This is a genomic window from Gilvirhabdus luticola (assembly GCF_040117515.1).
In the GTDB taxonomy this organism is placed as follows: Bacteria; Bacteroidota; Bacteroidia; order Flavobacteriales; family Flavobacteriaceae; genus Gilvirhabdus; species Gilvirhabdus luticola.
In genome coordinates this window covers 233,519-258,288 of record NZ_JBEEEN010000001.1, presented here as the reverse complement: position 1 = coordinate 258,288, position 24,770 = coordinate 233,519, and the positions used below count along the sequence as shown (strand labels likewise).

Annotated in this window: 23 protein-coding genes and 1 tRNA gene; 12 read left to right on the top strand and 12 right to left on the bottom strand. The window is 32.5% G+C overall.

Annotation, left to right across the window (positions count from 1 at the left end):
• Positions 1-69 precede the first annotated feature (69 nt).
• Genes AAFP94_RS01255 through AAFP94_RS01235 form a run of 5 tightly spaced genes read right to left on the bottom strand, consistent with a single transcriptional unit; the run spans position 70 to position 3,346 of the window.
• On the bottom strand, positions 70-882 hold the full coding sequence (locus AAFP94_RS01255) for a purine-nucleoside phosphorylase (RefSeq protein WP_316661015.1): 813 nt from the start codon (positions 880-882) through the stop codon (positions 70-72).
• Positions 875-1,477 (bottom strand): TIGR04282 family arsenosugar biosynthesis glycosyltransferase, encoded by a 603-nt coding sequence (locus AAFP94_RS01250; RefSeq protein ID WP_316661016.1) that lies wholly within the window; start codon positions 1,475-1,477, stop codon positions 875-877. The genes AAFP94_RS01255 and AAFP94_RS01250 overlap by 8 nt, the downstream gene beginning before the upstream one ends.
• Positions 1,470-1,967 (bottom strand): rhodanese-like domain-containing protein, encoded by a 498-nt coding sequence (locus tag AAFP94_RS01245; RefSeq protein WP_316661017.1) that lies wholly within the window; start codon positions 1,965-1,967, stop codon positions 1,470-1,472. The genes AAFP94_RS01250 and AAFP94_RS01245 overlap by 8 nt, the downstream gene beginning before the upstream one ends.
• Before the next feature lie 2 nt (positions 1,968-1,969).
• The gene (gene arsS / locus AAFP94_RS01240) at positions 1,970-3,010 is read right to left on the bottom strand and encodes an arsenosugar biosynthesis radical SAM (seleno)protein ArsS (protein WP_316661018.1); all 1,041 of its coding nucleotides are present in this window, start codon (positions 3,008-3,010) and stop codon (positions 1,970-1,972) included.
• Complete coding sequence (locus AAFP94_RS01235; protein ID WP_316661019.1) at positions 3,011-3,346, bottom strand: arsenosugar biosynthesis-associated peroxidase-like protein; 336 nt, start codon at positions 3,344-3,346, stop codon at positions 3,011-3,013.
• A gap of 119 nt (positions 3,347-3,465) precedes the next feature.
• On the opposite strand from AAFP94_RS01235, the gene AAFP94_RS01230 reads away from it, so the two are divergent.
• Together AAFP94_RS01230 and xdhC are read left to right on the top strand one after the other, a co-directional pair.
• On the top strand, positions 3,466-4,710 hold the full coding sequence (locus AAFP94_RS01230) for a cation:proton antiporter (RefSeq protein ID WP_316661020.1): 1,245 nt from the start codon (positions 3,466-3,468) through the stop codon (positions 4,708-4,710).
• Between the two features lie 27 nt (positions 4,711-4,737).
• The gene (gene xdhC / locus AAFP94_RS01225) at positions 4,738-5,508 is read left to right on the top strand and encodes a xanthine dehydrogenase accessory protein XdhC (protein ID WP_316661021.1); all 771 of its coding nucleotides are present in this window, start codon (positions 4,738-4,740) and stop codon (positions 5,506-5,508) included.
• Here the strand turns inward: xdhC and AAFP94_RS01220 are convergent.
• The 4 genes from AAFP94_RS01220 to AAFP94_RS01205 form a co-directional block, all read right to left on the bottom strand.
• Positions 5,505-5,912, bottom strand: coding sequence for a hypothetical protein (locus AAFP94_RS01220; protein WP_316661022.1), 408 nt, complete (start codon positions 5,910-5,912; stop codon positions 5,505-5,507). The genes xdhC and AAFP94_RS01220 overlap by 4 nt on opposite strands.
• Before the next feature lie 87 nt (positions 5,913-5,999).
• Positions 6,000-8,324: a xanthine dehydrogenase molybdopterin binding subunit gene (locus AAFP94_RS01215; RefSeq protein WP_316661023.1), complete on the bottom strand. Its 2,325-nt coding sequence runs from the start codon at positions 8,322-8,324 to the stop codon at positions 6,000-6,002.
• Entirely contained in the window at positions 8,317-9,732 is a 1,416-nt protein-coding gene (locus tag AAFP94_RS01210; RefSeq protein ID WP_316661024.1) for an FAD binding domain-containing protein, read from the bottom strand. The genes AAFP94_RS01215 and AAFP94_RS01210 overlap by 8 nt, the downstream gene beginning before the upstream one ends.
• Before the next feature lie 7 nt (positions 9,733-9,739).
• Complete coding sequence (locus AAFP94_RS01205) at positions 9,740-10,219, bottom strand: nucleoside deaminase (RefSeq protein ID WP_316661025.1); 480 nt, start codon at positions 10,217-10,219, stop codon at positions 9,740-9,742.
• A gap of 174 nt (positions 10,220-10,393) precedes the next feature.
• On the opposite strand from AAFP94_RS01205, the gene AAFP94_RS01200 reads away from it, so the two are divergent.
• Positions 10,394-10,996: a peroxiredoxin-like family protein gene (locus AAFP94_RS01200; RefSeq protein WP_316661026.1), complete on the top strand. Its 603-nt coding sequence runs from the start codon at positions 10,394-10,396 to the stop codon at positions 10,994-10,996.
• Between the two features lie 61 nt (positions 10,997-11,057).
• Here AAFP94_RS01200 and AAFP94_RS01195 read toward each other — a convergent pair.
• A tRNA-Phe gene (locus tag AAFP94_RS01195) sits at positions 11,058-11,130 on the bottom strand.
• A 97-nt stretch (positions 11,131-11,227) separates the two neighbouring features.
• Here AAFP94_RS01195 and AAFP94_RS01190 point away from each other — a divergent pair.
• From AAFP94_RS01190 to AAFP94_RS01160, 7 genes are all read left to right on the top strand, one after another.
• Positions 11,228-11,956 carry a type III pantothenate kinase gene (locus AAFP94_RS01190; RefSeq protein WP_316661027.1) on the top strand — a complete coding sequence of 243 codons (729 nt, stop codon included), beginning with the start codon at positions 11,228-11,230 and terminating at the stop codon, positions 11,954-11,956.
• Positions 11,956-13,269, top strand: a complete 1,314-nt coding sequence (locus AAFP94_RS01185) for a hypothetical protein (RefSeq protein ID WP_316661028.1) — start codon at positions 11,956-11,958, stop codon at positions 13,267-13,269. The genes AAFP94_RS01190 and AAFP94_RS01185 overlap by 1 nt, the downstream gene beginning before the upstream one ends.
• Before the next feature lie 17 nt (positions 13,270-13,286).
• Complete coding sequence (locus AAFP94_RS01180; protein ID WP_316661029.1) at positions 13,287-14,669, top strand: tetratricopeptide repeat protein; 1,383 nt, start codon at positions 13,287-13,289, stop codon at positions 14,667-14,669.
• On the top strand, positions 14,669-15,223 hold the full coding sequence (gene lptC / locus AAFP94_RS01175; RefSeq protein WP_316661030.1) for an LPS export ABC transporter periplasmic protein LptC: 555 nt from the start codon (positions 14,669-14,671) through the stop codon (positions 15,221-15,223). Before AAFP94_RS01180 ends, lptC begins: the two co-directional genes overlap by 1 nt.
• 53 nt (positions 15,224-15,276) lie before the next feature.
• The gene (locus AAFP94_RS01170) at positions 15,277-15,453 is read left to right on the top strand and encodes a hypothetical protein (protein WP_316661031.1); all 177 of its coding nucleotides are present in this window, start codon (positions 15,277-15,279) and stop codon (positions 15,451-15,453) included.
• 7 nt (positions 15,454-15,460) lie between these two features.
• On the top strand, positions 15,461-16,744 hold the full coding sequence (locus AAFP94_RS01165) for a hemolysin family protein (protein ID WP_316661032.1): 1,284 nt from the start codon (positions 15,461-15,463) through the stop codon (positions 16,742-16,744).
• Between the two features lie 98 nt (positions 16,745-16,842).
• On the top strand, positions 16,843-18,966 hold the full coding sequence (locus tag AAFP94_RS01160) for a peptidylprolyl isomerase (RefSeq protein ID WP_316661033.1): 2,124 nt from the start codon (positions 16,843-16,845) through the stop codon (positions 18,964-18,966).
• Positions 18,967-18,997: 31 nt separating this feature from the next.
• Here AAFP94_RS01160 and AAFP94_RS01155 read toward each other — a convergent pair whose 3' ends face one another.
• Positions 18,998-19,930, bottom strand: coding sequence for a GYDIA family GHMP kinase (locus tag AAFP94_RS01155; protein ID WP_316661034.1), 933 nt, complete (start codon positions 19,928-19,930; stop codon positions 18,998-19,000).
• Complete coding sequence (locus AAFP94_RS01150) at positions 19,923-21,245, bottom strand: hydroxymethylglutaryl-CoA reductase, degradative (protein ID WP_316661035.1); 1,323 nt, start codon at positions 21,243-21,245, stop codon at positions 19,923-19,925. The genes AAFP94_RS01155 and AAFP94_RS01150 overlap by 8 nt, the downstream gene beginning before the upstream one ends.
• Positions 21,246-21,514: 269 nt before the next feature.
• On the opposite strand from AAFP94_RS01150, the gene AAFP94_RS01145 reads away from it, so the two are divergent.
• On the top strand, positions 21,515-22,900 hold the full coding sequence (locus AAFP94_RS01145; protein ID WP_316661036.1) for a peptide MFS transporter: 1,386 nt from the start codon (positions 21,515-21,517) through the stop codon (positions 22,898-22,900).
• 12 nt (positions 22,901-22,912) lie between these two features.
• On the top strand, positions 22,913-24,697 hold the full coding sequence (locus AAFP94_RS01140; RefSeq protein WP_316661037.1) for a peptide MFS transporter: 1,785 nt from the start codon (positions 22,913-22,915) through the stop codon (positions 24,695-24,697).
• The last annotated feature ends 73 nt before the right edge of the window (positions 24,698-24,770 follow it).

The window sequence follows — 24,770 nt, the reverse complement described above, 5'->3', positions numbered from 1 at the left end:
TTTATTAGATTTTGAATTAGATAAAGGTATATTCTTTATTACCAATAGTGTGTAACAAATATTACATGATTAAATAATTTTTATTAGCTCTTTAAAAAGTATTATCATGTTTGGTTCGGCTTTATTTGCCATTTCAATAATTTCTTTAACGCTTATAGGTTTTAAATTGTCTGGGTCACACTCATCTGTTAAAACCGAAATGGCTGCAACTTTCAATTTCAAATGGTTTGCAACTATAACCTCTGGGATAGTACTCATGCCTACAGCATCTGCGCCAAGAGTTTTGAGCATCCTGTACTCGGCTTTTGTTTCTAATTGCGGACCTACTACACTTACATAAACACCTTTATGAAGCTTGATATTGTTTTCCTTTGCGATTGAAAAGAATTTATTATTTATTTCTAGGTCATACGGCTCACTCATATCTACAAATCGCTCTCCAAGTTGAGAGACATCTTTAAATGCCAAAGGCGAATTGCCAAGCAGGTTGATATGATCTTCAATAAGCATCAAATCTCCTTTTTTGAAGTCAAGGTTGATAGCACCTGCTGCATTAGATACCAGAAGTGTTGTTATACCAAGCTTTTCCATGATACGAACAGGGTAGGTTACATCCTGCATAGTATAACCTTCATATACATGAAAACGACCTTGCATAACAATTACTTTTTTTCCTTCTAAAATACCATAAAGTAGCTTGCCTTTATGAAACTCCACTGTTGCTGTTGGAAAATGAGGAATATGATTGTAGCTAATTTCTTTTGAAATTTCTATTTCATGAACTAATTGACCTAAACCAGTACCTAAAATAATTCCGATTTCAGGATTTTCGAAACCCTTATTTCTAAGAAATTCTGTTGTTTCGTTTATGTATTTAATCATGAGAATATATCTTGTAAATTGATGACGACTTTAAATCTTCAAAAGTATCAATATCATTGAGTGTTTCGGTTAAGCCAAATGAAATATTATTGGACTTCAATTCTTGCAATGTCGCTTCCAATAAATGTGATTCACTCCAAGGCTTGTTATCAAATACATGAGTGTATAACTGTTTCATACCAATTAAATAATAACCACCGTCTTCAGCTGGACCAAAAACGGTATCTTTAAAATTAAGAACTTTGAATGCTTTTTTAATAATTGATTCGTCTATATCTGGCAGATCGGAGCCAATAAGAACAATCTTTTTGAAACCTTTTTTTAATCCATCTTTGAAAGCGTTTTTCATACGTGCTCCTAAATCTGAGCCATTTTGAATGGTTTTATTATCACCAATCCATTTACTATCTATAATAACATCTGAAAAATAAATATGTTTTTTCATTGGTAATTTTTCAGTTGCCTTTTCTGTTTTATCAACAAGAATTTTATAAATCTCAAATGCGGCTTTGTTGCCAATGGTTTTAGCTAGTCTGGTTTTTACTTTTCCAAGTTTTATATTTTTTACAAAAATAATCAGCAAATTTTCATTCATAAACACATTCACCTTTTTTTAACCATTTGCTCCATTCTTTTGAAAAACCATGAATTTTATTCGTTTCACCTTCTAAATTATATAAAGGAAAATCTGCATTTTTCCATTCAAAAATACCTCCATAAAGATTATATACATTTGTATAGCCAGACTTTTGTATTTGTTCTGCAATCCTTTCTGAACGAATACCCAAAGAGCAGTAAACAACAATAAGTTGGTTTTTATCTTTTATGTTTTCAGTTACTGTCTTCAAATCAAAAGAGTCATACCCAACGGGTAAAGCATTTTTAATATGACTTACATTATATTCTTCAACTTCACGAGAATCAATAATTACAGCATCGGTTTTGGGCATTGCCAGTTCCTGAACAGACATATATAGCACTGAATTAGAATTGTGCATGTGCAATAATTCAGACAAGGATTCTTGGGCTATTGCAAAAGGAATAGTTAGAAAAAAGAATATAATATATGTAGAGAATTTTATCATTGTTATGCAACATTTCCTTGACAACTACTTCCTGCTCCAGCTGTGCAACCATAACAATGTTGTGAAATAATAATGTTTCTACTTTGAAGTAATTCTTCATTAAACTCACTGATGTGTTTAACACGACTCGATATTTTTAAATCAAGCATTTGATTAAAGTCACAATCATACAAGTAGCCATCCCAACTCACAGAAATTGTATTGGTACACATAAGATTAGAAAGTGTTGAAGGGTTGAAGGCTTCGACTAATGCATACATATAATCTTCATAATTATCTGAAGCAATTAAATAATCCAAAAAACGACTTATTGGTAAATTTGTTATGGCAAATAGATTATGAAAATTTATATTAAAATCATCAAGTAATACTTTTTTAAAATCTTTTTCCAACGCGCTTTGATTTGCAGGTAAAAATGCACCCGAAGGGTTATATACTAAATCTAGTTTTAAAGGACTATCTGGCATCCCGTATCCAACATCGTTTAAGTTTTTAAGCGCTTGAATTGATTTATCAAAAACACCATCACCTCTTTGTTTATCTGTTTTCCCACGAGTCCAGTGTGGCATTGAGCTAATCACATGAATATTATATTTTTTGAAGAATTCTGGCAAATCATGATACTTTTTGTTAGCGCTTATAATGGTTAGGTTTGACCGAACAATGAAATCTTTAACACCAATTTTTGAAGCTTCTTCAACAAACCATCTAAAATCAGGATTCATTTCTGGAGCTCCACCAGTTAAATCCAGCGTATGTGTATTTGTCCTTTTTATAACATCCAAACATTGTTTCATAGTTTCTTCGGTCATAATCTCTTTTCTGTCAGGCCCTGCATCAACGTGACAATGGGCACAAACTTGATTGCACATATAACCCAGATTAATTTGTAGAACTTCCAATAATTTTGGACGAAGAAGTATTTCAATTTTATCTTTAAACTTTGGTAAGTCACCATTGGCAAAAATTCCATTAGAAAGAATTTCAAGTTGTTTTGTGGTTTTGGCTAGATCGCTTTTACGTTTATGAAGAGATTTAATCATTTACATTTCTAGTTTGTTAACCTTATTCATCATTTGCACGCCATGTACAAGTGAAGCACCACCACGAATGGCAGCTGCTACATGAAGTGCTTCCATCATTTCTTCTTTTGTGATACCTCTTTGCAATCCGTCACCAGTGTAAGCATCAATGCAATAAGGACATTGTATAGTATGAGCAACGGCTAATGCAATTAACGATTTTTCACGTTGAGTTAATGTACCTTCTTCAAAAACCTGATTGTAATAATCAAAGAATTTTGTCCCTAGTTCTTTATTCCATTCAGAGATATTGCCAAATTTTTTTAAGTCGGAAGGATCGTAATATGTTTTAGACATTTAAAATGATTTGATAATTAAGATAATTGTTTAGTAGCTAAAATACATAAAACTTTACGAGTATCTTTGAAATAATTTTTTTAAAGAATACCGTATTTTAGCATGATAAATTTTAAGAAATGGATTATTTTCTAATTATATCTGTGTTAGTTTTTTTGGCTGCAACATTTGGTTACATCAATGTTAGATTTCTAAAGCTTCCTAATACAATAGGGCTAATGATTATTACTATACTATTTACGCTTGGAGTTTTTGCTTTAAGTTACTTTGATACCAGATTACTTAACGCAGAAAGATTTATCATTACTCATATTGATTTTAGAACAGTTTTATTGGATGTTATGTTGAGCTTTTTGCTTTTTGCTGGAGCCTTACACACCAACTTCGAACAATTAAAAGTTCAGCGTTGGCCTGTTCTGGTATTTGCAACTTTAGGAACATTGGTTTCAACTTTTTTGGTTGGAACAATTATGTTTTACTCATTACAGATTATCGGTTTTAACATAGGCTTTATTTACTGCTTATTATTTGGTGCTTTAATATCTCCAACAGACCCAATTGCTGTTTTAGGTATTTTAAAGAAAGCAGGAGTTCCTAAAAAACTTGAAACAAAAATTGTTGGAGAATCGTTATTTAATGATGGTGTTGGAGTGGTTATTTTTCTTACAATCTTTAAAATAGCTGAATTTGGGAGCGATAATTTTGAACCGATTCATGTTTTAAAATTATTTGGACAAGAAGTAATTGGTGGTATAGTACTAGGTCTACTTCTGGGTTGGATAACTTACAGATTATTAAAATCTATTGATGATTACGATATTGAAGTAATTATTACACTTGCCACTGTTATGGTAGGAACTGTTGTGGCTCAAAAATTACATTTATCTGCACCACTGGCTATGGTTACAGCAGGTTTGATTGTTGGGAATAATACTGTAAGACAAAATGCTATGTCAGAATCTACCGAATTATACGTTGATAAATTTTGGGAACTCATAGATATTCTTTTAAATACCATTCTGTTCGTATTGATTGGAATGGAAATCCTTGTTTTAACATTTGAAGGTAAATTCATAATTGCTGGTTTGATTGCTATTCCGATTATATTGTTTTGCAGATACCTTTCATTATTATTTCCGATTAATTTTTTTAAAGATCGACTTGATTTTGTTCCAAAAACAAACCTGATAATGACTTGGGGAGGATTGCGTGGAGGAATTTCTATTGCATTGGCACTTGGGTTGACTCAAGACATGCATCGGGATCTTTTTTTAGTTATTACCTACATTGTTGTTGTTTTTTCAATTATCGTTCAAGGGTTGACCGTTGGAAAACTGGTAAATAAAGTACAATCTAGAAATTAAGTTTTAATGTATTCTTACTTACCAATTATGGAAAACTGGCTTGAAATATTGAATAGCTTTAAAAAAAAGCAAGAACCAGTTGCATTGGTAACCGTTACAAAATGTTTGGGTTCAACTCCATGTGTAGTCGGTTCAAGGATGATTGTTTCCAAAGAGAAAAAAATATATGGTACTATTGGAGGTGGTAAGTTAGAGTTTAAAGCTATTGATGAAGCAATAATTGCATTGGACGAGAATAAAATAATGGAATCCACCTATACATTAGGTCCAGAATTTGAACAATGCTGTGGTGGTCAAGTGGAATTTATAATAGAACCTATGAATCAATTACCTGAACTTTACATTTATGGCGCAGGACATATTGGCGTTGAGATAAGTAATTTACTAAACGGCACATCTTTTAAAATAAACCTTATAGATTCACGTGATAATTGGTTTGAAAATTTAGAATTAGGAGAGCATGTCAATCAAATTCCTGTAAGCATTAAAGATTTTAAAACTTTTAAAGATGCTGTTAATTGGGGAAATAACTGTTATGTACTTGTGATGACGCATGATCATACAATCGATTTTGATATTATTGCAATGGCATTACAAAATGACACAAAGTTTTTAGGATTAATAGGAAGTAAAACGAAGCGCGTTCGATTTCATAATATGCTAATAAAAGAGATGTCTATAAACGAAGGAATGGATAATGTTGTTTGCCCGATAGGTATAGAAATTGGAGGTAATTCACCTAAAGAGATTGCAATAAGTGTTGTAGCACAGTTGCTACAAATACATTATAAGGGTTAAGCAAATAACACCTCGCTTAAAGCGTAATAAATAGCCATTAGCGCTGAAAAAATAGCACTAGCAAGAAATCTCCATTTTAGTTTGAAAAAGTTTTGAATGATGTAATTAGCAATAAAAGAAATTAAAATATTGGCCAAAAAAGACCAAAATGCTATTTCTAAAATATTCCATCCAATATTTTGAAATTGTCCAGAGAATAACTTGATAAAAAATAGATGCCTCGCAATCCATAATGGGTTAAAATATAAGATTGCCAACCCTGTTTTTGCTAAAGTGGCTTTTAAGTTATTAAGATATTGAGTTTTCTTAACTATCCAGTCAAAATAGTTAGGAATCTCAAAGGCATAAAACGTAGCTCCAACAAACACCATCCCTAATAATCTGTATATGGAAAACTCATCCAAAAAAAGTGATGCAATAGTATCTCCTGTGCTGTAAATTAATGCACCTTTAAATATGTTTTGTTTTGTATAATGTAGTTTGATAGGCTTTTATTTTTCGTATAAACTGATCAATACTTTCTCTGGTGTAATTGGTGCATGAAACTTAAGCTGATGGTTTGGATTGAAAGCCTTTATAGCATTCTGAATTGCAAAATAAGCACCAATACCATACATTAAAGGGGGCTCTCCAACAGCTTTTGATTTTAATATGGCCATTTCATTTCCTGAAGTTTCCAAAGGTAAAATTTCGATATTCTTTGGAACAGAAAACACATCTGGAACTTTGTAAGTTGATAAGGTATTAGAAAGTAATCGTCCATTTGAACCATACGCAATCTCTTCCATAGTCATCCAACCCATGCCTTGAACAAGTCCACCTTCTGCTTGTCCTAAATCTATACCTTCACTCATACTTTTCCCGTAATCATGAACAATTTTAACAGCATCAAATTCATAAGTACCTCGGGTGCAATCTACAGTTACTATTGTGATTGCTGTTCCGTAAACATGATATGCAAATGGATGTCCTTTTTCTTTAGTCTTATCAAAGTGAATTTCTGGTGTTGCATAATGTGCATTTTCTGTTAAAGCGACACGATTTAACATGGCCTTGCTGATGAGTTCAGTCCATGATAAATTCGTTTTTTTATCATCAATATAAACGAACTCATACTTCAATGTTATACTTTCTACTGAAACATTTAAGTCTTCTGAAGCTACTATTATTAATCTGTCCAATAAACTATTGCAGGCTTTTAATAATGCTTTTCCGTTAAGGTCTGCTGTGGAACTTGCTGCAGAAGGCGAAGTATTGGCAACACGAGTCGTGTTTGTGGTTTCAATTTTTACTTTGCTTTTGTCAATTGAAAACACTTTGGCTGCAATCTGCAACATCTTGGTATTGACACCCTGTCCCATTTCAACCGCAGCAGTGCTAATTCCAACACTTCCGTCAAGGTAAATATGAACCAATGCTCTGGCATGGTTCATTGGTGTATTGGTGAATGAAATGCCAAAAGTAATTGGCATTAAAGACAGCCCTTTTTTGAAAGCTGTATTTTTTTCGTTGAAGCTCTCAACTTCTTGTTCTAGTTCTTCAACAAAAAAAATAGAGGTTGCAGCATACCAAGAGTTTTGCGCTTCAACATGTTTCGCAATTTGACCATAAGAGAATTCATCGTTTTCTTTAAGTAAATTGATTTCTTGAATTTTTCGAGCCGAAACTCCAATTTCAGAAGCTGCTTTAGCTATGGCAGATTCAATGACAAACATGCCTTGAGGACCACCAAAACCTCGAAAAGCTGTATTTGGAGGTAAATTGGTTTTACAACTATGAACTGTTGATTTCACATTTTTTACGAAATAACTATTGGTCGCATGAAAAAGAGTTCGTTCAGCAATAGCTGGCGATAAATCTGCTGCTGCACCAGAGTTTTGTAGAAATTCAACTTCGTAAGCTAGAATTTTTAAATCTTTAGAAAGCCCAATTTTATATGTGCTTTCATAAGGATGACGTTTTCCTGTCATTCGTAAATCATCATGACGATTAAGAATCAATTTCACCGATTGCTTTAAATGATAGGTTGCCAAAGCAGCCATAACTGCCCAAGGCGTCGCTTGATCTTCTTTGCCACCAAAACCACCACCAAGACGTGTGACATCGACTTCAATTTTATGCATGGGTAAACCTAAAACTCTAGCTGCAGTTTTTTGTACAGCAGTTGGGCCTTGTGTAGACGAAGTGATTTTTATGTTGCCATTTTCCAGAGGTTCTGCATAAGAACCTTGTGCTTCAATATAGAGTTGTTCTTGACCATTAGAAAATGTTTCGCCTTCAAAAATGTATTCACAATCGTTAAATGCCTTTTCTGTATTGCCTAAATTGAATGAACGTGGCGCATTAATAAAACTGCCTTTTTCTTTGGCTTCTTTGGCAGTTGTGATTACAGGAAGTTCTTCAATGTCTATGTTTATTAATCGTCGTGCTTGACGAGCAATTAGTTCAGTTTTAGCAACGATTAAAGCAATTGGCTGTCCCCAAAAATGGACTTCATCTTCAGCAAACAAATGTTCATCTGGAATAATACCACCAATTTGATTATCACCAAGAATGTCTTTATACGTAAAAATCCGCTCAACACCTTCAAGAGATTCTGCTTTAGAATAATCAATGCCTTTTATTTTTCCATGTGCTATTGGCGAATCGAAAACCACAGCATGAAAAGTTCCTTCTCTCACATTAATATCATCAACATATAAAGATTCACCACGAACATGGGTATTTGAATCAATGTTCTTTATACTTTGCTTTAAAGATTTTTCAACGTTACTCTTTAAAGTATTGAGTTTGCTATGTGATTTATTTTTATGCATGTTCAACAAAATCATTTAGTGAAAATTGATTTGGGAATAATTCTGTGAAATGTGCAAAAAATAATTGTCTAGCTAACAATCGTTTGTAATCGCATGAACCTCGAACATCGCTAATTGGTAAGATCTCACTTTGTAAAATATCCTGCGCTTCAAGAATAAGGTCTGAAGTTAAAAACTTTCCTAGTAAAAAAGCCGAAGTTTTATGCAAATATCTTGGGATTTCATATACGCCACCAATAGAAACATGAGCATCACTAATGCTATTATTTTCAATTGTTACATGAATTGCAGAGTTCACGCTGGCAATATCTAAATGAGTGCGTTTAGATACTTTTTCAAAATTGAAATGAGATTGTTTATTGGGCAATTTGAAATGTATAGTTTTTATAAGTTCATCTTGTTTTAGATCGAAAGTCTTATAGCTCGTGTAAAAGTCTTTTAAGGCGATGGTTCTTTCTTTTTCAGCCTTATCCAAAATTGTAATGTCACTATTTAATGCCAAAAAGAAAATGGTCATATCACCAATTGGTGAGGCATTGACAAAGTTTCCTCCAAAGGAAGCCATGTTCCTGATTTGCTCTGAAGACACTAACTTTAAATGTTTTTTTAGATTTGGGAAATATGCATTAAGTTCTATGTGATTCCAAAGTTCTGTCACGGTTGTTCCAGCTCCAATACTACAATTATCACCTTGTATAGCAATACCTTTTAAAAGGTTATGATCTGCAATAAGATGTTGATTGTTTTCAATTAAATCATCAGCCTTTTGAACGTATAAATCGGTTCCGCCGGAGACAATTTTAATTCCTTGTTTCAAGGATTTACTCGTTTTAAATTCTTTAAGCCGGCTAGGGATATTTTTAAAATATTCAGGAATAAATTCATTTTCAATTAACCACTCTAGTGATATTTTCGTTTTTGAAAATTCTAATTTATCACAAACTTCCTGTGCTGCTTTTTCAATAGATTTGTAGCCTGTGCATCTACAAATATTTCCACTAATAGCATCTAGAGCATTTTCTTGAGTTTTTTCAACGTTAGATATTGCAAAACCAGTTAATGACACAACAAAACCAGGAGTACAAAATCCGCATTGTGTGGCATAATTGGCTTTCATGGATTGTTGAGCTATTGTTAACTTGTCTTTTAAATTTGTTCCTTCAATCGTTACAATATGTTTGCCGTGAGCATTCCCTAAAGGAGAAATACAAGAAGTAATGCTTTGATATTCTATATTATTATCCTTGCTTAATGAGCCAACTAAAACTGTGCAAGCGCCACAATCACCTTCTCTACAACCAATTTTTGTACCTGTAAGACGTTGTTCATAACGAACAAAATCCAGCGAGGTCATACCTGAAATTGCACTGGTTTCAATGGTTTTATCGTTAAGGATGAATTGAATCATAGCTTTTTTAGTATTCAGTTTTATCTTCTTTTTCTGACCATTTCTGAAAGGCTTCTAAAGCGATTTCACGTCCTAACTGCTCAAAAGAAATACTTCTTTTATCGTATGGCAACAGAATTTCTTTATAAATGAATTCATCATCAAATCCTATATTGGCAGCATCAAGCTGATTACTTCCATAATATACTTTGTTAGGGCGTGCCCAATAAATAGCACCTAAACACATAGGGCAAGGCTCACATGATGTGTAAATTTCACAACCATCCAACTGAAAAGAATTTAAATGTTTACAAGCTTCTCTTATAGCTGTGACTTCGGCATGAGCCGTTGGATCATTGGTTGAAGTAACTTTGTTATTTCCTTTCCCAATAATTTTTCCGTCTTTGACAATGACGCATCCAAAAGGACCTCCTTCATTATTTTGCATGCCTTTAAGTGCAGCCATGACAGCTTCATGCATAAACTTTTCTTTAGTATTGAACGCCATTTTATTAAAAGTGTGTTATTTCGTTTTGCTTAAACAGCAAACAAGCTAATATACATTTTTTTAATTTTTTTATGAAGCCATAAAGCTTTATAAAAAAAACCAAAAATCGATTAAGCTCCAGTTTTTTTGTAAGAAAAACATTATTGCACAGACAAAAGGTTTAAAATATTTAGGATGAATTTAAAATTACTTGCTTTAGTGTTACTTATTTGTTACTCTGTTAATGGGCAAGAATTTCCTGAAAAGGCTGAAGACATTAGCCCTTTATTGATTGGTGAAAAATTTCCAAAAGCTTCCTTGTTAGATTCTAAAGGCCAAGAAGTACTGCTAAATAAATTAATCAAACAGAAACCAACAGTATTGATCTTTTATCGAGGTGGTTGGTGCCCTTATTGTAACCAGCAATTAGCATCATTGGCAGAAGCTGAAAGCCAGATTATTGATCTTGGTTATCAAATTATTGCAATTAGCCCTGACGATTATAGTGTTCTGAAACCTTCAATTGATGATAATAAAGTAACCTATTTATTGTTTTCTGATGCCGGTGCCAAATTAATACAAGAAGTTGGTATTGGATTTAAAACTCCGGGAATGGCTAAAATGTATATTAAAAAGAAAACCAAAATAGATGCTACAGAAGTATTACCCGTTCCAACTGTTATGGTTGTAAATACTTCAGGAGAAATATTGTTTGAGTACATAAACCCAAATTATAAACAACGTATTAGTGAAGATCTTTTAATAAGCGCATTAAAATCTTTGAAGACTAAATTATAAGATGTAAAAAAATTCCTTTAACAAAAAACCCTGAAAACAATAAAATTTCAGGGTTGTAATGTGGTACCTCCAGGAATCGAACCAGGGACACACGGATTTTCAGTCCGTTGCTCTACCAACTGAGCTAAGGTACCTCGCTAAAGCGGTTGCAAATATAAATCCAATTTTAGTATTCCCAAAAGAAATATTATAAAAATTGAATTTGTAAATTTATAGCTTTTATTTTACAAGATGAATATAGTTATAGATGTTGGTAATACGTATATAAAGCTAGCTGTTTTTAAAAAGCATAAGTTAGTTTTAAGAGAAGTGGTTATTGAAGCTGAAGTTTTAAAGACTATAAAAAGTATAATTAAGAAACACAAGTCTATTAAACAAGCCATAGTATCTTCTGTTGGGAGACTCAACAAATCAACCACCAATTACTTAAAAGACACTTTTGATTTTATAGAATTAAATTCAAATACAAAATTACCTTTTAAAAATAATTATAAAACACCTAAATCTTTAGGAGTAGACAGAATAGCATTAGTAAGCGCCTCGGTGTATCAATATCCAGCAAGTAATGTCTTGATTATTGATGCTGGTAGTTGCATTACATACGATTTTATTAATGACAAAAATGAATATCAAGGCGGTGCAATTTCTCCAGGAATAAGAATGCGATATAAAGTATTGAATAATTTAACTGCTAACTTGCCGTTATTAGAAACAGAAATTCCAAGTTCAATTATAGGAGATTCAACAGAAAACTCAATCCATTCAGGAGTTGTTAATGGAGTTTTAAATGAAATAGATGGTGTAATTGCAAACTATAAAGAGAAATATTCAGATTTAACAGTTATTTTAACAGGTGGAGATGCTAATTTCTTGTCTAAACAATTAAAAAGTAGCATATTTGCGAACTCTAATTTTCTTTTAGAAGGATTGAACCATATTTTACAATTTAATTCAAATTAATGATAAGAAAACTTGTAATAGTTTTTATTGCTTTTTTTGCAATTCAAAGTTACGCACAACAAGGTACAGCATCACCTTATTCTTTTTACGGCATTGGTAGTCTTAAGTTTAAGGGAACTGTTGAAAATAGGAGCATGGGAGGCTTAAGTATTTATACAGATAGTATTCATGTAAACTTACGTAATCCTGCGTCTTATGCAACTCCAAACCTTTTATCTTTTAATAATGAAAGCAGACCAGTAAAATTTTCGGTTGGTGGAAGTCATACAAATACAAAATTAAAAAGTGAGAGTGATAGTGAAAGTGCGGCCGCTTCAACATTCAACTATATTGCAATTTCAATACCACTAAATAAATTTGGAGTTGGTTTTGGCTTACTTCCGTATACTTCTGTTGGCTATAAGCTAGAAACTTTAAATGATGATGATTTTTTATACGAAAGATTTCGAGGAGAAGGAGGAGTAAACAAAACATATTTGTCTTTAGCATATCAAGTGGCAAAAGGATTAAGTATTGGTGTAGATGCTAATTATAATTTTGGAAATATTAAAAATTACGCTATCGAGTTTGTATATGATAACCAAGGCGATTTAACCTCTTATCAGTCTCGTGAAGACAGTAGGTCTGATTTAAGTGGATTAAACTTTAATCTCGGATTATCTTATAAAGCCATGATTAATGATAAATTTGAATTGGTTACAGGTCTGACTTATGCTCCAGAAGCACAGTTAACGTCTCGTAATCAACGTTCCTTTTCTACAATAACCATTAGCGCATCAACAGGACAGGAATTTGTAGTTCATACTATAGATGGTCAAGATGATTTAATAGCTTCAGGTTTAGATGAAACCGAATTAACACTACCTTCAAAGTTTTCTTTTGGAGCAGGTATCGGACAGCCTAGAATGTGGTTTGTAGGGGCAGAATACACTACACAAAAAACAAGTAATTTTTCAAACGAGCTACATAACAATAGTACACAAACCTTTGAAGATAGTTCAACTTTTTCTTTTGGAGGATTTTATATTCCAAAATATAATTCTTTTACAAGCTACTTACAAAGAGTTGTTTATAGAGCAGGAGTCAGGTTTGAAAAAACGGGTTTGGTCATAAATGATGAGTCTATAAATGAGTTTGGCATGTCTTTTGGAGTAGGATTACCAGTTGGAAATGTATTCTCTAATGCTAATTTAGGTTTTGAGTTTGGAAAAAGAGGTACAACTAACAACAACTTGATACAAGAGAATTTCATAAATTTTCAAATAAGTTTATCTTTGAACGATAGATGGTTCAATAAAAGAAAATATGACTAACGAGTAAATTAAATATCATGAAGACGAAAATTACATTATTATTAACCTTTTTATTTATAGGATTTCAAACTGGTTTTGCACAGCAAGATGAAGAGTGCATGTCTAAACTTTCCATATTTCATGAGTATGTAAAAGCAAAAAATTACGACTCGGCCTATCAGCCTTGGATGGATGTTCGAGTAAAATGTCCAAAATTCAACAATGCAATTTACATTGATGGTGAAAAGATATTAGAAGATAAAATTGAAAAATCTTCTGGAGCAGATAAAGTAGGTTATATCAACGATTTAATTAAGCTTTGGAGTGAAAGAGAAACCTATTTTGCAAGTAAAACCCCTAAAGGTGAATATGAAGCAAAAGCATGCCAACTTATGTTTGATAATCGTGATATTTTAAACAAAAGTGATGAAGAACTTTACAATTGTTTTGATGCCGCTTACAAGGCAGACAAAAAAACATTTACAAATCCAAAAAGCTTATATACTTATTTTTCTCTAATGGTAGATTTATTTGATGCCAAGAAAAAAACTGATGCACAGCTATTTGATAAATATGATGATGTTACTGAAAAAGTAAATGACGAAGTAAAGATTTATACAGAGAAATTAAATAAACTCATTGAAAAAGAAGAAGCAGGAATAGCTTTAACATCTAAAGAGGGGCGATACAAAAATTCTTACGAAAGTTATTGTAAGGCTTATGATCAAATTTCCGGTAGTATAGACAGTAAGCTTGGCGGTAGAGCAAATTGTGAAAATTTAATACCATTATATACCAAAGATTTTGAAGCCAATAAGGGAAATGCCGTTTGGTTACAAAGAGCAGCTGGTAGAATGTCTGAAAAAGAATGTACTGACGATCCATTATTCTTTAAGTTGGTTAATGCATATCATAACTTAAGCCCTTCAGCTAATTCGGCATACTATTTAGGGTTACTTAAAGACAAAGAAGGAGACTCTAAAGCTGCAATAGAATTTTATGAGCAAGCAATTAGTTTACAAAAAGATAATTTTGAGAAAGCAAAATTACTTTACAAAATAGGTACTAAACTTAAAGCTAGAGGAAGCTATGGTTCTGCAAGGAGTTATTTTAGAAAAGCTTTGTCTGCAAGCCCATCAATGGGTAAATCACATTTAGCAATTGCACAAATGTATGCCTCTAGTGCTAATGATTGTGGTGATACAACGTTTAACAAAAGAGCTGTATTCTGGTTAGCTGCAGACGAAGCCAGAAAGGCGGCACGTGTCGACGCTACATTAAGTAAAGTAGCTGGACAGTCGGTTGCAAACTATATGGCAAAGGCACCTTCTAAAGGAGATATCTTTAATGAAGGCAACGCAGGAAAAACCATAAATATAGGTTGTTGGATTGGGTCTAGCGTAACGGTGCCAAGTCTTTAATGATATTTAGAAATAAGCATATTACATTACACATAGTCACAGTATTTACTGTGACTATGTTTTTTTCATGCAAAAACAACTTTAAAGAAGTTCAAAAAATTGGTATTTCCGAGCACGAACCAATAGGTGTAGCTGAAAACATAAATTTAAAATATACAGACTCTGGTAGAGTAAAAGCTATTTTATTAAGTCCAAAAATGTTAGATTTTTCGAATCGAAGTTTTGCTTTTACCGAATTTACAGATGGTGTACATTTGGATATCTTTGATGATAAAAATCAAAAAAGTACAGTTGTGGCAGATTATGCCATTGTTTATAGTAAGACCGATCTCATTGATATGCAAGGCAATGTGGTCTTATCTACACATCAAAACGACACACTTTTTGCCGAACAATTATATTATGATCAAACAAAAGAATGGTTGTTTACCAACAACCCTGTAACCTTTAGAACAGGAACAGACCTTATTAACGGTAATGGTTTTGATTCTGATTCTAAATTTACTCAAGCTGAAGTTCTTGAAATTAATGGAATCATTACACTTGAAGAATAATTAATTATCTTTATACTTTCTTAACTATCTAAATTCAAAACCTGATGAGGTACATGAAGTTTTTTCAATACGCTTACCTGATATTTGCTATACTTTTTGTTTATGATGCGATTCAGAAATGGTTTTCTGAAGGAGTTATTGCATATATGTCTATATTGCTCGCTGCTACTGCTATTTTCATGTTTTTTTTCAGAAGAAAATTTAATAAAAAGTTTGAAAATAAAGAGTAAAACGTAAATGAGTATCTATCTAGTCATTGTTATTTCTTTATTGCTTTCAGCCTTTTTTTCGGGAATGGAGATTGCTTATGTGTCTTCAAATAAGATACATATTGAGATCGAGAAAAAGCAACAAGACCTTTTGGCTAATGTTTTAAGAAAGCTTACGGCAAAACCATCAAAATTTATTGCTACAATGCTTATAGGTAATAACATAGCCTTAGTGATTTATGGACTTTTTATGGGCGATCTTTTGGTAAACAGGTTTCAAACATTGAATATAGAATCTCAATTTATTAATTACCTAATTACCGATTTAAGTTTATTAACCCAAACCATAATATCTACGTTCATCATTTTAATATCTGCCGAATTTTTACCAAAAGTATTCTTTCAAATTTATGCGAATACACTCTTAAAGATATTTGCAATACCGGCGTATTTATTTTATTTGTTATTCTCATTTATTTCAGATTTTGTCATTTGGATTTCTGATACAGTCTTGAAGCGTTTTTTTAAGACCGAAGGAGATCAAGTACAACTTGCTTTCACAAAAGTTGAATTAGGCAATTACATAAGTGAGCAAATGGAGTCTGTAGAAGCACATGAAGAAGTAGATACAGAAATTCAAATTTTTCAAAATGCTTTAGAATTTTCAGAGGTCAAAGCCCGTGAGGTTATGATACCAAGAACGGAAATAGTTGCGGTCGAACAAAATGAAACGATAAAGAATCTTAATGCACTTTTTACCGAAACAGGGTATTCTAAAATATTGGTATATAAAGAAACTATAGACGATATTTTAGGATATGTACATTCATTCGAATTATTTAAAAAACCCAAATCAATTAAGTCTATTATATTACCGGTTGAGTTTGTTCCTGAAACGATGCTGATAAAGGATATTTTAAACACCCTGATAAAAAAAAGAAAGAGTATTGCTATTGTTTTAGATGAGTACGGAGGAACTTCGGGTATTATTTCAGTAGAAGATATTGTAGAAGAGCTTTTTGGAGAAATAGAAGATGAACATGATAATATAGAGCTTACTGAAGAATTGATAGATGTAAACCACTATACATTTTCAGCACGTCTAGAAGTCGATTATTTAAACGAAACTTATAAAATAAATCTACCTGAAAGTGAAAATTACGAAACTCTTGGAGGTTTGATTGTTGATCACAAAGAAGAAATACCACAACAAAACGAAATCGTGATTATTGATAAATTCCAGTTTACCATTTTAGAGGTCTCTAACACAAAAATAGACCTGGTGGAACTTAAAATTAAAGAAGAAGAGTAAATTACTTTGTATAAACTAATTTAAGCTTAATTCTACTTTTATTATTAAATAGAAAATGGTATTTTCGCGCACTATATTTTTATAAAAATTAAAGAATAATGGCAGTTTTAAATAAAATTAGACAACGAGGTCTTTTCTTAATAATCATAATAGCGTTAGCATTATTTTCTTTTGTCTTATCAGATTTATTTAGAAATAGCGACGCCTTAACTTCAAAGTCGCTGAATATTGTTGGCACCATCAATGATAAAGATATTACTCGCGAATACTTTTTAAGCAAAGTAGAAATAACTCAAAGACAACTTGGTCCAAACACAAGTAATAACCAAGTTATGAATAGAGTTTGGGATCAGGAAGTAAGACAGGCGGTTTTTGAAAGTCAATTTGAAAAATTAGGTATTTCAATTGAAAAAGACCAAATGAAAGATATTTTGAGTAAAAGTTTGGCCACTAATACTGATTTTCAAAATGAAGTGGGTTTGTTTGATGAAAATATCATGAACGAATATATTGCCAATTTAAAAGAAACGCCAGCAGCATATCAGCAATGGGTAGATTATGAAAACTCTTTGGCTGCAAATGCTTTACAACAAGATTATATGAATTTGGTTAAAGCTGGTTTAATGGGAACTCTAGCTGAAGGAAAATTAGAGCATCAGTTAGAAGGCAACAAAGTTGATATTAAATATGTGCAAATTCCGTACACGTCTATTCCAGACAGTACTGTCACAATCAGTAAATCTGATATTTCAAACTATATCAAAAGACATTCAAAAGATTACGAAGTTGAAGAATCGAGAAACTTGCATTATGTAGAGTTTAAAGAAGTAGCTTCTGTTGAAGATGAAAATGCTATTAAAGCAGATTTAGAATTATTATTGGAAGATAGATTAGTTTATAATGAGGTTACCAAAACAAACGACACTGTTGTTGGATTTAGAAAAACACAAGATAATGAAGCATTTATCAATTCACATTCAGATGTTAAGTTTGTTGATCGTTTTGTGACAAAATCGAATTTGCCAACCGCAGTAGCAGATAGTATTTATAACCTTAATGTTGGTGAAATATACGGGCCATATAAAGATGGTCAAACCTTTAAATTGACTAAAATTATTGCTGAAAAGCAATTACCAGACTCTGTTAAAGTAAGACATATTTTAATTCCTTTTGTTGGAGCAGCTAGTGCAGCTCCAGACGTAACCCAAACAGAAGCAGAAGCAAAAGTTACAGCAGATAGTGTTCTAGCAGTTGTTAAGTCCAACCCTTCTAAATTTCCAGAGTTAGTAGAAGCTTTATCTTCAGATCAAGGAAGTAAAGCAAATGGAGGTCGCTATGATTGGCATCCATATAATACTATGGTCCCAGAGTTTAGAGATTTTGAATTTGAAGGAAAAACAGGTGATATAGGTGTTGTTAAAACAGCTTTCGGGTTTCACATCATAGAGATTGAAGGTCAAAAAAACAAGCAAAGAATGATAAAAGTTGGAACCATTTCGAGAGAAATAGAACCATCTGAAGCGACAATAGATAAAGTATTTAGAGACGCTTCAAATTTTGAAATTGCTGTAGCAAACAAAGATTTTCAAGAAGTAGCAACAGAAAACAATTACGCACTTCGACCTGTAAATAGTATAAAAATTCTGGATGAATCTATTCCTGGATTGGGTAATCAAAGAAGTATAGTTCGTTGGACTTTTGAAGATGCAACCAAAGTAGGAGATGTAAAAAGGTTTAATATACCTGGAGGTTATGCGATTGTTCAGCTTACAGCCAAAAACAAAAAAGGATTAATGAATGTAGAAGATGCTACAGCCACCGTCTTACCAAAATTAAGAAAAGAAAAGAAAGCCCAAATTATCCGAGAAAGGGTTAAAGCTACTTCAATAGAAGATTTGGCCGCCGCTGAAAATACAACAGTGAAAACAGCTGCTGCTATTAACATGAAGAACCCTACACTTTCTGGAGCAGGTAAAGAAGGCTTGGTTGTTGGAACAGCTTTTGGTCTTAAAGAAGGCGAAACTTCTAAATTGATTGATGGGGATAAAGGTGTATACATGTTACAGGTAACTAAAATAACTCCAGTGGTTGAACTAGATAGTTATCAAGCTGCAGCAAATCGTGTTGGTCAGCAAAAGATAAGTACAGTAAATTCAAAATTGTATAATGCTTTAAAAGAGGCATCAGAAATAGAAGATAACAGAGCTAAAACAGTTCAGTAAACAATATAGTTTATAAAAAAAGCCTTGCTATTCAGTAAGGCTTTTTTTTATGGTTTAAAATTATATTTTCATATGGTATAATGATATCAAAGCCTTTAGATTTAAAATAATTTGAAGGATTCTCTCTTGAAGTTATTAATACAAAGTCACCACCCCAAGCACCAAGGCTTTTAATACTTCCTTTAAAATTTTTGAACAGTACATCTTTAACCGTTTCCTGTTTTGTTAGCGAAGCGATTATTTGCTCATGCCTGTTAATCAAACTTTCAAATTCATTTAGACTAGTACAGTCAATAATTTTCAAAGTAATATCACTAATTTCTGAAATAGCTTCTTTAGTAGTTGAAACATTATCTCTATAATAAGCTATGCCTTCTCTGCTGTTTTGCTTTTTATTTAAATACACAAAATAGAGATAGTCACTAAATTTTGGATTGAAGTTAATTCCTTTAATAATCCTTTTGTCATTCTTAACCTGATAGGTAATAGGTTGATTATGTTGCGCACAAGCTATATCATAGCCACTACCTCCAAATGTAAGTTTAAGTAATTTATACGCGTCAACTTTAGTCCATTTGGCAATGTTATTTATTAAAGTTGAAGAACTACCAAGTCCCCAATTTTTTGGAAAATCAAGCTTTGTACTAATATGAAATCCTTTTTCGTAATTAAAAAAGAGAGGATTAATCTGTTTTACGGCATTCAGTATTTGTAGTAATTGTTCAGATTCAGCAGAACCAGTTTTAACCTGATTTATAATTTCATCATGATGAATAATAAATTCACTTTCAAACCAAATGTTTCCATTTTTATCAAAACTTTGCCAAACTACTTTAGGTTCATTAATAGATTCTACATTTAAAGATTGTCCATATGTTGTTGGCAAAGCCAGAGCCATGGCGCCATCTAGCACAACATATTCTCCGGTGAGTAATAATTTTCCGTTGCTGTAAAATTTATTCACTTTTTACTCTTAACTTTTTTAAGGCATCTGTTACTGCACTATGAGTTACTATATTGACCTTAAAGTGTTCTATAAGGATTGACTTTTCGTGTTCATTAACGTTAAACTGATTTAAGATATTCATTAGATGCATTTTCATATGTCCTTCTTGAATTCCAGTGGTTATAAGAGAGCGCAAAGCAGCAAAATTTTGCGCCAATCCTGCTACAGCAACGATTTGCATCAGTTCTTTCGCAGAAGGTTTATGAAGTAATTCCAATGATAATTTTACTAAAGGATGCAAGCTCGTTAAACCTCCAATGGTTCCTAAAGCTAAAGGTATTTCAATCCAAAACTTAAAAATCCCATAATCTATTTTCGCATGTGTTAAACTACTATATATTCCATTTCTAGCTGCATATGCATGTACACCAGCTTCAACTGCCCTAAAATCATTGCCAGTAGCGAGTACAACGGCATCAATACCATTCATAATACCTTTATTATGAGTAACGGCTCTATATGGTTCTACTTCTGCAATTTTTACGGCCTGGATAAATTTTTGAGCAAAATCTCTTCCCGAAATAGTGCTATCTTCATTTAAATCTTCAACAGGACAACTCACCTCTGCTCTAACTAGACAATTAGGGACATAGTTAGATAGAATACTCATAACAATTTGAATATTTTCATCTGGACCAAAAGCATCATATTTTTCAGCTTCTTTTTTGAATGTATTTGCAAACTGTTCCAAACAGGAATTAATAAAATTGGCACCCATAGCATCAACAGTTTCAAATGTTGCATGCAGCTGATAATATCCTTTTATTTCATTGGTTTTATCACGTAATTCAATCTTTAATATACCTCCACCACGCTTTTCCATATTTTTGGTAATGGATTTAGTTTCGCCAATTAATTGGGGTTTAACTTTTTCGAAAAAGCGCTGAAGATTTTCAAAATTGCCATGATACATAAAATGCACCTGACCAATTTTTTCAGTAGAAATAACTTTGGTTTTAAAACCTCCTCTATCTAACCAGAATTTGGCAGCTTTACTTGCTGCAGCAACTACCGAACTTTCTTCGATAGCCATTGGGATGGTATAAAGTTTATTGTTGATTAAAAAATTTGGTGCAACACCAAGTGGTAAATAATAATTAGAGATTGTATTTTCAATAAATTCGTCATGAAGCTGTTGTAACTTTTCATTAGAATTCCAGTACTGTTTTAAAATATTTTTAGCATCTTCTTTGTTTACAAAATAGGTATCAACAATCCAATCAATTTTTTTGGATTTTGATAATTTTGAAAAGCCCGAAATAGATTTGCTCATAGATCACTATTTTTCGATTCCAAAGATACTATTCTTAAGAGTAATAAGTTAAATGTAAAAATGATAATGACCATTTAACTGTTAATAATTACGGTTTTTTGCATAATTTTTAGTAAACTTGACAACATTTTGATAATAAAACAATTTTAATGAAATATTTGAAATTTTCTCTATTTGCTTGTTTTTTTATTACTTCTCAAGTTTTTTTTATAAACAAGGAAATCTCAATCAAACATATTTACTAACTATTATTAACTAAAATAACATTTATGGCTAATACATCAGCAATTAAACAAAAAGAACTATTTGGGCATCCAGTTGGGTTATATGTTCTATTCTTTACTGAAATGTGGGAACGCTTTTCTTATTATGGAATGAGAGCAATTCTAGTATTATATTTAGTACAATCTACTTCAGATGATAATGCAGGATTGGGTTGGTCCAACGGTGAAGCATTAGCCTTGTATGGTTGGTACACAATGTTGGTCTATGTTGCTTCCATCCCTGGAGGTTGGATAGCAGATAAATTTTTAGGTCAAAAAAAGTCTGTTCTTTATGGGGGAATTCTTTTGGTTGCTGGTCACAGTATTCTTGCAGTCGAACAAATGTGGGCGTTCTATACTGGTTTAGGTTTAATTATTGCTGGTGTTGGCATGTTGAAACCAAATATCTCAACTATGGTTGGAGGTCTTTATAAGCAAGGAGATATAAGACGGGATAAAGGATTTACTATTTTCTATATAGGCATTAATGTAGGTGCATTTTTATCAAGCTTAATTGTTGGATATGTAGGTGAGGTTCATGGTTGGCATTATGGCTTTGGATTAGCTGGAATAGGTATGGCTCTCGGATTGATTCAGTATTTAGTTGGCCAAAAACATTTAAAGCATGTAGGGAATTTTTTGGGCGCATCTGAAAATAAAGTTGATAAGGAGATAATGAAAAAGCCACTAACCAAAAATGAGAAAGATAGAGTCGTAGTATTATTTGTTTCTTTTTTATTGGTTATCGTATTTTGGGGCGCTTTTGAACAAGCTGGAGGTTTAATGAATATATATGCTTCAGAAAAAACAAATAGACTGCTTATGGGTTGGGAAATTCCAGCATCTTGGTTTCAGTCTTTGAATGCTATGTTCATTATCTTTTTGGGAACTTCAGTAGCGGCTTATTGGGCAAATAGAAAATTAAAAGGGAAAGTAGCAACTGGACTTTTTAAAATGATAGTTGGTCTTATAATTATGGGTACAGGATTCTTTTTTATGACTGCTGCAGCTGGACAATATGAGAGTAATGGGTCTTCAGCAATGTATTGGTTGGTTTTAGCTTATTTATTTCACACTGTTGGTGAGTTAAGCATTTCACCTGTTGCATTATCCTATATTACAAAACTTGCTCCTGTAAAATATGCGTCTCTAATGATGGGAATTTATTTTGCAATGACAGGTTTCGGAAATAAGCTTGCTGGATTGCTTGGTGAAGCTTCTGAAACTTTAGGTGAGTATACCATATTTACGGGAATAGCTGTTTTTTGTGTGGCGTTTGGAGGTTTAGTTATGGTTTTTAGAAAAAAATTAGAACATCTGACACATGGAGCAGAAGACAATGAACATGTAATAAATGATGAAACCGAAGGTTTTGAATTAGCTGACAATTAAAGAAAAGTTAAAATGAACACAGACATAGAGAACCTTTTTAAAGACAAAGTACTAGGACATCCAGCAGGATTGTTTGTTTTGTTTTTCACAGAAATGTGGGAGCGTTTTTCATTTTATGGAATGCGTATATTATTGGTTTTGTTTTTAACAGCACCAATTTTAAGTGATAATCCTGGATGGGAATGGCCAAGAGAGCATGCTTTGGCTTTGATAGGAACTTATGCTTCTTTATTGTACTTAACACCTATTATTGGTGGTTGGATAGCCGATAAAATTACTGGCTATAGAATCGCTGTAGTTATTGGTTGTTTAATTATGACTTTAGGTCATGCGTCTATGGCTCTTGAAACCACAATGACTTTTTATCTTGGTCTTGCTTTATTGGTCATAGGTACAGGTTTTTTTAAGCCTAATATTACTTCGATAATTTCCGAAATGTACAAAGGGAAAGAATCTAAAAAAGACGGTGCTTATACTATTTTTTACATGGGTGTTAACGCAGGAGCCTTTTTTGGGATGATGCTCTGTGGCTATCTAGCTGAAAATTTTGGATGGTCTTGGGGATTTGGATTAGCAGGAATTTTCATGATGTTAGGAATGCTACAATTTTGGTTAGCAGGTAGTTTATTTGGAAGTATCGGAGCTAAACCTTCAAAAAAGTATGAAGTAGAATTACCACAAAATATTAACGAAGAAACTCCAACCGAACACGAGGATACCAAAACCGATGAAAAACTAAATCCATTTACTATGGTTGATAAAATTTTGGTTATTTTATCGTCAATAGGTGGCTTACTATATTTATTTAATGATCCATTAGAAAAAATAGGAGATATTAATATTTTACCATTTAGTTTAGGGAGTTTAAGCGGGTCTAATGTTGTTGTGTTATCGGCTTTATTTTTATTTTTAATATTACTCATCACTAGAATTTCTAGATATCTTCCGGTGGTAAGAGATAGAATTATTGCAGTTTCTATTTTTGGAATCTTTACGGTATTTTTCTTTTCATTTTTTGAACAATCTTTAGGTTCAATGACTCTTTTTGCTAGAGATTACACCGAAAGAGACTTGGTAGGTACTTCAGCAATGGTATTTAAAGTTGTAGATGCCTTGCTAACTACTGTGCCATTAATAATTATAACGTGGGTTTTAATTCTTCTAGCAAAAAAGACATTTTCTAGAATTGGTCCTTCAAATATTATTTTGGCAATCGCTTTTATTGGTATTTGGGGCTTGGTGATTTTTCGACTTAATGATAAATTTTCACAAGAAGGCAATGAGATAGATGCTACTTGGTTCGGTATTTTAAATTCATTTTTCATTATAACATTGGCTCCGTTATTTTCAAAATGGTGGGAAAGTAAATATAATCCAAGTGCTGCTATGAAATATGCTATAGGCTTGATTCTTTTAGGTCTTGGTTTTGCGATATTATCATATGGAGCTTCTGATATTCCATCAGGTGCGAAAACTGCATCGGTAAGTATTATCTTTTTGATTTTAGCTTACCTATTTCATACTATGGGAGAGTTGTGCCTATCGCCATTAGGTCTTTCTTATTTGAGTAAATTGGTGCCAGCGCGTATGATAGGCTTTATGTTTGGTATTTGGTATTTAGCCATTGCGGTAGGACAAAAAGCAGCAGGAACTATGGGAGGCATGATTGATAAAATTTCAGAACAATACTCTATGGGCACGTTTTTCATGATATTTGCGCTAATTCCTATAGGTGTAGGGTTTATTTCGATGGTGTTGAATCCTGTGTTAAAGAAACTTATGCACGGTATCCGATAATCGAAAAAACAGTTAAAATAAACGTAAAATGCTCCAATTTTGGAGCTTTTTTTGTAAGTTAGGCACAACTATT